This is a genomic window from Kitasatospora sp. NPDC087314, from assembly GCF_044744365.1.
In the GTDB taxonomy this organism is placed as follows: Bacteria; Actinomycetota; Actinomycetes; order Streptomycetales; family Streptomycetaceae; genus Kitasatospora.
Genome location: NZ_JBIUYE010000005.1, coordinates 246873 through 259189 on the forward strand (window position 1 = coordinate 246873; position 12317 = coordinate 259189).

A 12317-nucleotide genomic window follows, 5' to 3' on the forward strand; every position below is an offset into this window, starting at 1 on the left:
CCGCCACCGGCATCTGGTTCGCAACCGGACCCGCACCGCCGGTAGGCTGCCCCTACATCACTGGTAGCCGCACCACCGGCCGGCCGCATCGCCGGCAGTCACACCCCGTAGCCGCCACTGCCGACCGCATCACGAAGGACGCGCGTGTTCATCGCCGGATTCCCTGCTGGAGCCTGGGGCACCAACTGCTACCTGGTCGCTCCGGCGCCGGGCGAGGAGTGCGTCATCGTCGATCCCGGCCACCAGGCGGCGCGCGGCGTCGAGGAGATGGTCCGCGAGCACCGGCTCAAGCCGGTCGCCGTGCTGCTCACGCACGGCCACATCGACCACGTGGCATCGGTGGTCCCGGTCTGCGGCGCCCGCGGTGTCCCGGCCTGGATCCACCCCGAGGACCGGTACATGATGTCCGACCCGGAGAAAGCCCTCGGCCGCTCGCTGGGCACCCAGCTGATGGGCGAACTCACCGTCGGCGAGCCCGACGACGTGCGCGAACTGACCGACGGCGGCGTGCTGGAGCTCGCCGGCCTGCAGCTCACCGTGGACCACGCCCCGGGCCATACCGGGGGGTCGGTGACCTTCCGGACGCCCGGTGCCGAGGACCTCCCCCCGGTGCTGTTCTCGGGCGACCTGCTGTTCGCCGGCTCCATCGGGCGTACCGACCTCCCGGGCGGGGACAGCGAGGCGATCATGCGGTCGCTGGCCCGGGTGTGCCTGCCCCTCGACGACACCACCGTGGTCCTCTCCGGCCACGGCGGACAGACCACCATCGGCCGCGAGCGCGCCACCAACCCCTACCTCCGACAGGCAGCGGGGGCGGCCGGCGCCCCGGCTTTCCCGCGACGAGGAATGTGACGGAAGAGAAGTTGAGCACCTTCACCGCCCCCAAGGGCACCTACGATCTGCTGCCCCCCAGCTCCGCGACCTTCCTGGCGATCCGCGAGCGCATCGCCGCGCCCGCCCGCCGGGCCGGGTACGGCTACATCGAGACCCCGGTCTTCGAGGACGTGAAGCTCTTCTCCCGCGGCGTCGGCGAGTCCACCGACATCGTCAGCAAGGAGATGTACAACCTCACCACCCGCGGCGGCGACGAGCTCGCGCTGCGTCCGGAGGGCACCGCCTCGGTGCTGCGCGCCGCCCTCCAGGCCAACCTGCACAAGCAGGGCAACCTGCCGGTCAAGCTCTGGTACTCCGGCTCGTACTACCGCTACGAGCGGGCCCAGAAGGGCCGCTACCGCCAGTTCTCCCAGGTCGGTGCCGAGGCGATCGGGGCCGAGGACCCGGCGCTGGACGCCGAGCTGATCATCCTCGCCGACGACGCCTTCCGCTCGCTCGGCCTGAGCGACTACTCGCTGCTGCTCAACAGCCTCGGCGACAAGCAGTGCCGTCCGGTCTACCGCGCCGCCCTGGTCGAGTTCCTGGCCGGACTGGACCTGGACGAGGACACCCGCCGCCGTGCCGAGATCAACCCGCTGCGCGTCCTGGACGACAAGCGCGAGTCGGTGCAGGCCCAGCTCGTCGAGGCGCCCAGGCTGCGCGACTACCTGTGCGAGGAGTGCAAGGCGTACGACGAGAAGGTGCGCGAGCTGCTCACCGCGAACGGCGTCGCCTTCGTCGACGACCCGAAGCTGGTCCGCGGCCTGGACTACTACACCCGCACCACCTTCGAGTTCGTGCACAACGGCCTCGGCGCCCAGTCCGCGATCGGCGGCGGCGGCCGCTACGACGGCCTGTCCGAGATGATCGGCGGCCCGGCGCTGCCGTCCGTCGGCTGGGCCCTCGGCGTGGACCGCACCTTCCTGGCGATGGAGGCCGAGGGCGCCGCCCTCGACCTCCCCGCCGCCACCTCCGTGTACGCCGTCGCGCTCGGCGAGGAGGCCAAGAACGTCCTGTTCGCCAAGGTCGTCGAGCTGCGCCGGGCCGGCGTCGCCACCGACCTGGCCTTCGGCGTCAAGAGCATCAAGAACGCCATGAAGTCCGCCGACCGATCCGGCGCCCGCTTCGCCCTCGTCGCCGGGGAGCGGGACCTCGCCGACGGCGTCGTCCAGCTCAAGGACCTGACCACCGGCGAGCAGAACCCCGTCGCCCTCGACGCGCTCGTCACCACCCTGAAGGAGAAGCAGCTGTGATCCGCACGCACGACGCGGGCACGCTCCGCCCGGAGCACGCAGACACCACCGTCACCCTGGCCGGCTGGGTCGCCCGCCGCCGCGACCACGGCGGTGTCGCCTTCATCGACCTGCGCGACGCCTCCGGCACCGTGCAGATCGTGGTCCGCGACCTGGACTCGGTGCACGGCCTGCGCGCCGAGTACTGCGTCAAGGTCGTCGGCGACGTCCGGGTGCGCCCCGAGGGCAACGAGAACCCCGACATCCCGACCGGTGCGGTCGAGGTCGTCGTCAGCGAGATCGAGGTCCTCTCCGAGGCCGCCCCGCTGCCGTTCCCGGTCGCCGAGTACGAGCCCGGCACGGTCAACGAGGAGGTCCGGCTGCGCTACCGCTACCTGGACCTGCGCCGCGAGGGCCCGGCCAAGGGCCTGCGGCTGCGCTCCAAGGTCAACAACATCATCCGCCGGGTGATGGAGGAGAACGACTACCTCGACATCGAGACGCCGTACCTCACCCGCTCCACCCCCGAGGGCGCCCGCGACTTCCTCGTCCCGGTCCGCCTGCAGCCCGGTCACTGGTACGCGCTGCCGCAGTCGCCCCAGCTGTTCAAGCAGCTGCTGATGGTGGCCGGCATGGAGCGCTACTACCAGATCGCCCGCTGCTTCCGCGACGAGGACTTCCGCGCCGACCGGCAGCCGGAGTTCACCCAGCTCGACATCGAGGCCTCGTTCGTCGACCAGGAGGACATCCTGGCCCTCGGCGAGAAGATCGTCGGTTCGATCTGGCGCGAGGTGCACGGCTACGAGCTCCCCAACCCGCTGCCCCGGATGACCTACGCGGACGCGATGGCCCGCTACGGCTCCGACAAGCCGGACGTCCGCTTCGGCCAGGAACTCACCGACCTCACCGAGTACTTCAAGGGCACCGAGTTCCGCGTCTTCCAGGCCCCGTACGTCGGCGCCGTGGTGATGCCCGGCGGCGCCTCGCAGCCCCGCAAGGCGCTCGACGCCTGGCAGGACTGGGCCAAGGCGCGCGGCGCCCGCGGCCTGGCCTACGTCGTCATCGACGCCGAGACCGGCGAGCTGCGCGGCCCGGTCGCCAAGAACCTCTCCGCGGAGCACCTGGCCGGCCTGGCCGCCGCCGCGGGTGCCAAGAACGGCGACGCGATCTTCTTCGCGGCCGGCAAGCAGCGCCCCTCGCAGGAACTGCTGGGCGCCGCCCGGCTGGAGATCGGCCGCCGCTGCGAGCTGATCGACGAGTCGCAGTGGGCCTTCCTCTGGGTCGTCGACTTCCCGATGTTCGAGCCGATCGAGGACGACAAGGGCGAGTTCCAGGGCTGGCACGCGGTGCACCACCCGTTCACCGCCCCGACCGCCGAGTCGCTGGCCACCTTCGACACCGACCCGGGCTCGGCCCTGTCCAACGCCTACGACCTGGTCCTCAACGGCTCGGAGCTGGGCGGCGGTTCGATCCGTATCCACCAGCGCGAGGTGCAGAAGCGGGCGTTCGACGCGATCGGCCTCTCCGAGGAGGAGGCGGCCTCGCAGTTCGGCTTCCTGCTGGACGCCTTCAACTACGGCCCGCCGCCGCACGGTGGCGTCGCCTTCGGCCTCGACCGGATCGTCACGCTGCTCGGCGGGTACGACACCATCCGCGACGTCATCGCCTTCCCGAAGACGTCCACCGGCGGTGACCCGCTGACCGGCGCCCCGACCCCGATCACCCCGGCCCAGCGCCGGGAGGCCGGCGTGGACGCCAAGCCCAAGGTGCGCGAGGACGCCGCCAAGTCCGACTCCTGACACCGGATCCGCTAACCTTCAACGGCCCCGGACGGTCCACCCACCGTCCGGGGCCGGTCCACAGCGACGTGTGACACAGGGAGGGTTGACTCATGCAGGTGACGACAAGGGTCGAATGTCCGGACGACGCCCCGGCGACCAGACGCGTTCACATGGCCGCGTTCCCCGGCCCGGACGAGGCTGACCTGGTGGACGCGCTGCGCCGCGATCCGGCCTGGCTGCCCGGGCTGTCGCTGGTCGCGGTCGACGAGGCCGGGCTGGTGATCGGGCACGCGCTGCTGACCCGGCTGTGGGTCGGAGAGGACGGCGAGGGCCTCGCGCTCGCGCCGGTCGCCGTCGCGCCCGAGTGGCAGCGCAAGGGCGTCGGCGAACTCGTCGTCCGGGCCGCGCTGTCGGCGGCCGAGGAGGCGGGCGAGCGGCTCGTGGTCGTCCTCGGCGACCCGGACTACTACGGGCGGTTCGGCTTCAGCGCGGCCGGGCGGCACGAGGTCAGCGGCCCGTTCGAGGTGCCGGACGCCTACTTCCAGGCGCTGCCGCTGCCCGCGTACGACGGTGCTCCGCGCGGGCTCTGCCGCTATCCCGAGCCCTTCGTGGCGGTCTAGTTCCCCCGGTTCGGATCCCCTCGGCCTGGTTCCCCCGGTCCAGGCCTCCCGGTCTACACCGACTCCGCGTCGACCCGACCGAACGGCACCGTGCTCCGGCAGCTGCGCACGAACGCGGCCATCGCCGGCGTGAGCTCACGGTCCTTCGGCCAGTACAGCCCGACCTGGCTCGGGCTGAGCCCCCGCACCGGCCGGTAGGCGACGTCATCCCGTACGGCCAGCCGGCTCATCGTCTCCGGTGCGAAGCCGACGCCCTGACCGCACACCACCGCGGCCAGCCACTCGTCGGTGTTGTGCGCCACCGCGCCGATCCGCACCGGACGCCCGCCCCGCTCCCGGGCCGCCAGCCAGTACTCGCGCCAGTGCCCGGCCTCGTGCGGTATGGCCACGAACGGTTCGTCCACCAGGTCCTCGACGCACAGCTCGGCCCGGGCCGCCAGCCGGTGCCCGGCCGGCAGCGCCGCGACCCGCGCCTCCTGGCCGAGCACGGCGACGTTGTAGTGCTCGGACAGCCACGGCGGGCCGTGCCAGAGCGTCAGGTCGATCTCGCCGGTGGCCAGGCCCGAGGTCGGATCGAACCAGTTGTTCTGCCGCAGCTCGACCTGCCAGCCGGGCATCCGCCGGGCGAAGTCGGAGACGGTGCTTCGGGTCATCAGATTGATGATCCCGCCCTCGAATCCCACCCGCAGCACCGAGCCCTGCGCGGCCGCCGCCGCCCGGGTGGCGCGCAGCGCGTCCTCCCAGCCGGCCAGCATCGGCCCGGCGTACTCCGCCAGCGCCCGCCCGGCCGGGGTGGGCGCCATGCCACGCCGTGAACGTTCGAACAGCTCCACCCCGAGCAGTGCCTCCAGCTGGCGGATCTGCTTGGTGAGCGTCGGCTGGGAGACGAACAGCCGGGCCGCCGCGGCGGTCAGCTGTCCCTCGTCGCAGACCGCGGCGAAGCTGCGCAGCAGGCGGGTGTCGACATCCATGCCCCAAGGTTATGGAACCGGATATTGGACCCGGTTGGCAGGTGTGGGCCAAGGTTGATCGTTCGGTGTCAGCGCCGAGCCTACGGGGGAGCGTGGCAGCGGCGGTTCAGGGGGCCGCCGCTGCCGCGCCCGGGCCGGCCGGCCACCCCCGTCCCCGCTCCGACCTGCGCGACCGGCGCCCAGCGCCTACGGTGAGTGCTCATCAGCATCAGCCGGACGGAGGACCCCAGGTGGCCAAGGAGCAGCGGACCGCGGAGCCGGAGCGACTGGCGAGGAAGCCGTACGAGCGGGAACTGCTGCGGCTCCAGGAGGAGCTGGTGAAGCTCCAGGAGTGGGTGCGGGTCGAGGGTGCCCGGCTGGTGGTGGTCTTCGAGGGGCGCGACGCGGCGGGCAAGGGCGGCGCGATCAAGCGGGTGACGGAGTATCTGAACCCGCGCATCGCCCGGGTCGCGGCGCTGCCGACCCCGACCGAGCGGCAGAAGACCCAGTGGTACTTCCAGCGGTACGTCGAGCAGCTGCCCGCCGCCGGGGAGATCGTGCTCTTCGACCGCAGCTGGTACAACCGGGCCGGCGTCGAGCGGGTCATGGGCTTCTGCACGGACGAGGAGTACTGGCAGTTCCTGCACCAGTGCCCGACCTTCGAGCGGATGCTGATCGAGGAGGGCATCCTGCTGCGCAAGTACTGGTTCTCGGTGAGCGACACCGAGCAGGAACGGCGGTTCCGGGACCGGCTGGAGGACCCGATGAAGCGCTGGAAGCTCTCCCCGATGGACGTCGAGTCGATCACCCGCTGGGAGGACTACTCGCGGGCCAAGGACGAGATGTTCGTCTACACCGACACCCCGGACTCGCCGTGGCACGTGGTGGAGAGCGACGACAAGCGCCGGGCCCGGATCAACATGATCGCCCACCTGCTCTCCACCGTGCCGTACCACGAGATCACCGCCCCGCAGATCGACCTGCCGCCCCGCCCGGCCCCGCGCGGCTACCAGCGGCCCCCGCGCGACCTGCAGAAGTACGTGCCGGACCACGCGGCCGGACTCGACTAGGGCCTGTCCGGTGGGGTGCCCCGGTCGGGCGGGTGTGTCGGCGGCCTCGCATAGGCTTCCGGTGTGGACGAACCGGACCTCTTCACCGCCGCCGCCGAGGAACGCCAGACCAGGGAGCCCGGCCGGGCGCCGCTGGCCGTACGGATGCGCCCGCGCACCCTGGACGAGGTGGCCGGACAGCGGCAGTTGCTGAAGCCCGGGTCGCCGCTGCGGCGCCTCGTCGGGGGCTCGCGCGGGCCGGCGGCGACCAGCTCGGTGATCCTGTGGGGCCCGCCCGGCACCGGCAAGACCACGCTGGCGCACGTGATCAGCCAGGCCGTGGAGGGCCGCTTCGTCGAGCTGTCCGCGATCACCGCCGGGGTCAAGGAGGTCCGGGCGGTGATCGACGGTGCCCGGCGGGCGGTCGGCATGTCCGGCCGGGAGACGGTGCTGTTCCTGGACGAGATCCACCGCTTCTCCAAGGCCCAGCAGGACTCGCTGCTGCCGGCCGTGGAGAACCGCTGGGTCACCCTGATCGCCGCGACCACCGAGAACCCGTACTTCTCGGTGATCTCCCCGCTGCTGTCCCGCTCGCTGCTGCTCACCCTGGAGTCGCTGACCGACGAGGACATCCGCGCCCTGCTGCGCCGCGCGGTGGCCGACGAGCGCGGCCTGGACGGCGCGCTGGAGCTGACCGCGGAGGCCGAGGACCACCTGGTGCGGCTGGCCGGCGGGGACGCCCGGCGAGCGCTCACCACACTGGAGGCGGCAGCCGGGGCGGCGCTGGAGAAGGACGAGGCGGCCATCACGCTGGCCACCACGGAGACGGCCGTCAACCAGGCGGCGGTGCGCTACGACAAGGACGGCGACCAGCACTACGACGTGGCGAGCGCGCTGATCAAGTCGATCCGGGGCAGCGACGTGGACGCCACCCTGCACTACCTGGCCCGGATGATCGAGGCGGGGGAGGACCCGCGGTTCATCGCCCGCCGGCTGATGATCTCGGCCAGTGAGGACGTCGGCCTGGCCGACCCGACGGCACTGCAGACGGCCGTCTCGGCGGCCCAGGCGGTGGCCCTGATCGGCTTCCCGGAGGCGCGGATCATCCTGTCCCAGGCGGCGATCGCGCTGGCCCTGGCGCCCAAGTCCAACGCGGCCTACCTGGCGATCGACGCGGCGCTGGCGGACGTCCGGCAGGGCCTGGCGGGCGCGGTGCCGCCGCACCTGCGGGACGCGCACTACGGCGGTGCGGGCAAGCTCGGCCACGGTCAGGGCTACCGGTACCCGCATGACCTGCCGGAGGGCATCGCGGCGCAGCAGTACGCGCCGGACGCCGTGCACGGCAAGGAGTACTACCAGCCGACCCGGCGCGGCGGCGAGGCCCGCTACGCGGACGTCGTGGAGTGGACGCGGGGCCGGCTCAGGGGAGAGCGCCGGAGCGAGCGGAAGCCCGAGCAGGAGCCCGAGCACAAGGGCGGGTGATCCACCGGTATACTCGGTCGGAGTGCCATGTCCCGGGACGGCGGCGGGGGAGACCCCACCGACCGGCCGCACCAGCGGGACATCGGCCGTAGGCCCCTTCCGAGGGGCCCGCACCAGGAGCGTCGCGCACCGTTATCGGTGTCGCGGGCGGCCCGGCTTCCGGGTCTTCCGTGTGACCAGCACTTTCGTGCCCGGCTCCGGAGAGCGGCTGATCCCACTGCGCAGGCGGCGGGGTTTTCTCCGGGTCGCGACGTGCGACCTCCGTCAACACCTGGTGAAGCCGTATTCGTAAGCAAGGAAGGTTTGGTTCATGGCGAACCAGAAGCGTCCCAAGGTCAAGATCGCGCGTGCGCTCGGCGTGCCGCTGACCCCGAAGTCCGTCAAGTACTTCGAGGCCCGCCCGTACCCGCCCGGCCAGCACGGCCGTGGTCGCAAGCAGAACTCGGACTACAAGGTCCGTCTGCTCGAGAAGCAGCGTCTGCGCGCCCAGTACGACCTGAGCGAGAAGCAGATGGCGCGCGCGTTCGACCGCGCGAAGAAGGCCGAGGGCAAGACCGGTGAGGCGCTCGTCGCCGAGCTGGAGACCCGTCTGGACTCCCTGGTGCTGCGTTCGGGCATTGCCCGCACCATCTACCAGGCCCGCCAGATGGTCGTCCACGGCCACATCGAGGTCAACGGTGGCAAGGTCAACAAGCCGTCGTACCAGATGAAGCCGGGCTACGTGGTGACCGTCCGCGAGCGCAGCAAGGAGAAGGTCCCCTTCCAGGTCGCCCGTGAGGGTGGCTACGCGGGTGAGGGCCAGACCCCGAAGTACCTCGAGGTCAACCTGAAGGCCCTGGCCTTCCGCCTGGACCGTGCGCCGCAGCGCAAGGAGGTCCCGGTGATCTGTGACGAGCAGCTGGTCGTCGAGTACTACTCGCGCTGACCCGCGCCGGTTCCGCACCTGCGGTACCTCAGCGAGCCCCCGTCGCCTTTCGAGGCGGCGGGGGCTCGCCGTTTCCGCTGCTCCGGTTACCAGTCCTCGCCGGTCATCGCGGCGGCCAGCCGCAGGTGCGGGCGGGCCTCCTCGTGGCGGCTCTGGCGCTCCAGGGTGCGGCCGAGCATCAGCCGGGCGTAGTCCTCGACCGGGTCGATGTCGAGGATCCGGCGCAACTCGGCCTCGGCGCGGTGGAGTTGGGCGGAGTGGTAGTAGCTGCGGGCCAGCAGCAGCCGGACGGAGAGGTTGGCCGGCTCCTCGGCCAGCACGCCCTCCAGCATGCGGGCGGCGTCGGTGTACGCCTTGGACTCGAAGTAGAACGTCGCGAGGCGGTACTCGTCGGCGGCGGTGTTCACGGCCACGGGGTGCTCCTTCCGGGTGGTTCCTTGCCTCCTCAAGCAATGGACAAGTTTCAACTATTCCGCACCGGCGAGGGCGCCGGTGCGGGCGGCACCGAGCACGGCCCGGCTCCCGGCTCCGGGCCGTCCGCCGACCCGCCGCCGCCGAACGCCCGGGAGACCGCGGCGTCCAGGTCGAGCCGGGCCCCCGCCTCGTAGTGCTCCTCGTACTCCTGTTCGGTCAGCCCCGCCCGGGCCCGCTCCGCACACTCCTGGTGCGGGCCGAAGAAGGACCGCGAGCCCAGGAAGGGCATGCCGACCGTGCGCCAGATCCGGTGTGAGGCGCCCTGCAGCACCCGGGCCTCGCACAGGTCGCCCGGCGCGTCGGGGCCGTTCGACTCGGTCTCCAGCAGGGCCAGCAGGTCGATCGCCAGCACGATGCCCAGCAGGTCGTGGAACAGGTGGTTCAGCCGCAGGCTCTCCCGGGCCAGCGCGCGGGCCTGCCGGACGGCGCCGTCCAGCCAGTGCGCGTACGCCATCGCGTACAGCACGTACGCGTACGCCCACTGCTCGCCGTGCTCCTCGCACAGCTCGCGGGCCTGGCCGAACCAGAGCTCGCCGCTCTCCAGGTCGCCCTGGAACAGGCAGGCGAGGCCCAGCTCGAACATGGCCATCACGACGTTGCTGTTGAGCTCGCCGATGGTCCGGTAGTGCCAGAGCGCCTCCTCGAAGAGCTCGGCGGCGCGGTCCGGGTCGTCGCCGATCAGGGCCGCGCAGCCCTGCCGGTGGACGGCGTAGGCGAGCGCCCGGTCGTCGCCGGTGCTCAGGGCCTGGCGGCGGCACTCCTCCAGCGCCGGGCGGGCCGTCTCCAGGTCGCCCTGCAGGGTGGCCATGTAGCCGGTCACCCAGAGGGCCTTGGCGCGGGCCTCGGTCGGCTCACGGTCCAGGGTGAGCGCGCGCTCCAGCCAGTGCCGGCCTTCGCCGAGGTGGCCGCAGCCGACCCAGTAGAACCACAGCGTGCCGGCCAGCAGCAGGGCGATCTGCTCCTCGCCGGGCTCGACCAGGCAGAACTCCAGCGCCGCGCGGAGGTTGGTGTGGGCGAGCCCGGTGCGCTCGGCGGTCTCCGCCTGTCGGGGACCGAACCACTCGACCTCGCCCCAGGTGGCCACGCCCAGGTACCAGTCGCGGTGGCGGTGCAGCAGCCGCCGCTCCTCGCCGGCGGCGCGCAGCCACTGGCCGCCGTACTCGCGCAGGGTGTCCAGCAGTCGGAAGCGGACGCCGAAGGCGCTGTCCTCGCGCAGCACCACGGACTTGCCGACCAGTTCGTCGAGCAGGTCGAGCACGTCCTCGGCCGCCAGGCCCTCGCCGGCGCAGACGTACTCGGCGGCCTCCAGGTCGAAACTGCCGGCGAAGATCGACAGGCGGGCCCAGAGTAAACGTTCCTGCACGGTGCAGAGCTCATGGCTCCAACCGATCGTCGTGCGCAGCGTCTGGTGTCGTGGCAGGGCCGTCCGGGAGCCGCCGGTGAGCAGCCGGAACCGGTCGTCCAGCCGCGCGGTGATCTGCTCCACCGACAGCGCCCGCAGCCGCCCGGCCGCCAGTTCCACCGCCAGCGGGATGCCGTCCAGACGGTGGCAGAGCAGGCTCACCGCCTCGGCGTTGGCCTCGGTCACCGCGAAGGACGGCAGCACCGCCCTGGCCCGGTCGGCGAACAGCCGCACCGCGTCCGGCAGCCCGTCGGGCCCTGCCAGGCGGGCCGGGAGCGGGCCGGCCGGCAGCGGGGCCAGGGTGAGCAGGTGCTCGCCCGTGGCCCGCAGCGCGGCGCGGCTGGTGGCCAGCACCCGCAGCCCGGGCAGTGCCCGCAGCAGCGCGTCCGCCAGCTCCGCGCAGGCCTCCACCAGGTGCTCGCAGCCGTCCAGCACCAGCAGCAGGCGCCGACCGGACAGCCGCTCGGTCAGGACGTCCAGCGGCGGGCGGGCGGTGCCGTCGGTCAGCCGCAGTGCCTCCAGCACCGCGTGGCCGAGCAGCAGCGGGTCCTGCACCGGGGCCACCTCCACCAGCCAGGTGCCGTCCGGGAAGGCGCCGGTCGCCCGGGCCGCCGCGCGCAGCGCCAGCCGGCTCTTGCCGACCCCGCCAGGGCCGGTCACCGTCACCAGCCGGGCGGCGGCCAGCAGACCCGCCAGCTCGGCCAGCTCCCGCCGCCGTCCGACGAAGCACGTCACCTCGGCCGGCAGTCGGCCGGGCTCCGGCTCCCGCGGCCACGCCCCGGGCTCCCCGGGCTGTGTTGTCCAGTCGCCGGCCAACCGCTGCTCCCCGTGTTCCTGGCCCGGACCGACACGGCCCGGACGTGCGTCGGGCCGTACGGGCGACGGCCCGCCTGGCAGAACGAGGTGACCGGCCGGTAGGTTACGCGCGCGGTTCGCACATCCGACCGGATCCACCGGGTGGGCCCGCCGATAACCCGGTCCGGAAACCGGGCGTCGGCGCGATAGGGTTCCGTTTGGAGAACAGCAAGGCGAGGGAGCGCGCAAAGGTGTCCGTGGGAGAGCTGGCCGGGTTGCTCGTCGCCGTGTTCTGGGCGGTCCTGGTCACCCTGCTCGCCGTGGTGCTGGTCCGCCTCTCGCGGGTGCTGAAGGAGGCCACCGTCCTGGTCTCCGCCGTCACCGAGCAGGCCGTCCCGCTGTTGAGCGACGCGGGCGCCGCCGTGCGCAGCGCCAACGAGCAGCTGGAGCGGGTGGACGAGATCACCGCGAACGTGCAGGACGCCGCCGCCAACGCCAACGCGCTGTCCTCCACCGTCGCCGCGACCCTGGGCGGGCCGCTGGTGAAGGTCGCGGCCTTCAGCTACGGCGTCCGCAAGGCCGTCGCCAAGCAGCAGGGCGGCCAGCCGTCCCTGTCGTCGCAGAGCGGCGAGCGCGAGGAGCTGGCCCGGCTGATCCGGGCCGAGGTGCGCGCCGCGACCGCGCCCAGGAACGGCCTGCTCTCCCGGGTCCGGCGCGCGGTGAGGGGCTGACGG

General features: G+C 72.5%; 11 protein-coding genes. 8 read left to right on the forward strand and 3 right to left on the reverse strand.

The features are described 5' to 3' along the window. The first annotated feature begins 144 nt into the window (after positions 1-144). The 4 genes from ACIO5E_RS13145 (at position 145) to ACIO5E_RS13160 (ending at position 4506) form a co-directional block, all read left to right on the forward strand. Positions 145-852, forward strand: coding sequence for an MBL fold metallo-hydrolase (locus ACIO5E_RS13145; protein WP_400666745.1), 708 nt, complete (start codon positions 145-147; stop codon positions 850-852). 11 nt (positions 853-863) lie between these two features. After that, positions 864-2126 (forward strand): histidine--tRNA ligase, encoded by a 1263-nt coding sequence (hisS, locus tag ACIO5E_RS13150; protein WP_280682951.1) that lies wholly within the window; start codon positions 864-866, stop codon positions 2124-2126. Then, on the forward strand, positions 2123-3904 hold the full coding sequence (gene aspS / locus ACIO5E_RS13155) for an aspartate--tRNA ligase (protein ID WP_400666748.1): 1782 nt from the start codon (positions 2123-2125) through the stop codon (positions 3902-3904). Before hisS ends, aspS begins: the two co-directional genes overlap by 4 nt. Positions 3905-4056: 152 nt before the next feature. Then, the gene (locus ACIO5E_RS13160; RefSeq protein ID WP_400666750.1) at positions 4057-4506 is read left to right on the forward strand and encodes a GNAT family N-acetyltransferase; all 450 of its coding nucleotides are present in this window, start codon (positions 4057-4059) and stop codon (positions 4504-4506) included. A gap of 53 nt (positions 4507-4559) precedes the next feature. Here the strand turns inward: ACIO5E_RS13160 and ACIO5E_RS13165 are convergent, their stop codons facing one another. Next, positions 4560-5477, reverse strand: coding sequence for a LysR family transcriptional regulator (locus ACIO5E_RS13165; protein ID WP_400666752.1), 918 nt, complete (start codon positions 5475-5477; stop codon positions 4560-4562). A 230-nt stretch (positions 5478-5707) separates the two neighbouring features. Between ACIO5E_RS13165 and ppk2 the strand changes: the two genes are divergently transcribed. From ppk2 to rpsD, 3 genes are all read left to right on the forward strand, one after another. Then, positions 5708-6526, forward strand: a complete 819-nt coding sequence (gene ppk2, locus ACIO5E_RS13170) for a polyphosphate kinase 2 (protein ID WP_400666754.1) — start codon at positions 5708-5710, stop codon at positions 6524-6526. A 63-nt stretch (positions 6527-6589) separates the two neighbouring features. Continuing rightward, complete coding sequence (locus tag ACIO5E_RS13175) at positions 6590-7987, forward strand: replication-associated recombination protein A (RefSeq protein WP_400666756.1); 1398 nt, start codon at positions 6590-6592, stop codon at positions 7985-7987. 310 nt (positions 7988-8297) lie between these two features. Beyond that, positions 8298-8912 carry a 30S ribosomal protein S4 gene (rpsD, locus tag ACIO5E_RS13180; protein WP_218200264.1) on the forward strand — a complete coding sequence of 205 codons (615 nt, stop codon included), beginning with the start codon at positions 8298-8300 and terminating at the stop codon, positions 8910-8912. A gap of 86 nt (positions 8913-8998) precedes the next feature. Here rpsD and ACIO5E_RS13185 read toward each other — a convergent pair whose 3' ends face one another. Then, entirely contained in the window at positions 8999-9319 is a 321-nt protein-coding gene (locus ACIO5E_RS13185; protein ID WP_400667079.1) for a tetratricopeptide repeat protein, read from the reverse strand. A 56-nt stretch (positions 9320-9375) separates the two neighbouring features. Then, positions 9376-11523, reverse strand: coding sequence for an ATP-binding protein (locus tag ACIO5E_RS13190; protein ID WP_400666759.1), 2148 nt, complete (start codon positions 11521-11523; stop codon positions 9376-9378). A gap of 311 nt (positions 11524-11834) precedes the next feature. Here ACIO5E_RS13190 and ACIO5E_RS13195 point away from each other — a divergent pair, with 311 nt between their 5' ends. Further along, positions 11835-12314, forward strand: a complete 480-nt coding sequence (locus ACIO5E_RS13195) for a DUF948 domain-containing protein (protein ID WP_400666761.1) — start codon at positions 11835-11837, stop codon at positions 12312-12314. Positions 12315-12317: the final 3 nt, after the last annotated feature.

Coding starts and splice junctions, on each gene's coding strand:
- ACIO5E_RS13165 (WP_400666752.1), bottom strand. CDS start 5,477: ATGGATGTCGACACCCGCCTGCTGCGCAGCTTCGCCGCGGTCTGCGAC.
- ACIO5E_RS13160 (WP_400666750.1), top strand. CDS start 4,057: ATGGCCGCGTTCCCCGGCCCGGACGAGGCTGACCTGGTGGACGCGCTG.
- rpsD (WP_218200264.1), top strand. CDS start 8,298: ATGGCGAACCAGAAGCGTCCCAAGGTCAAGATCGCGCGTGCGCTCGGC.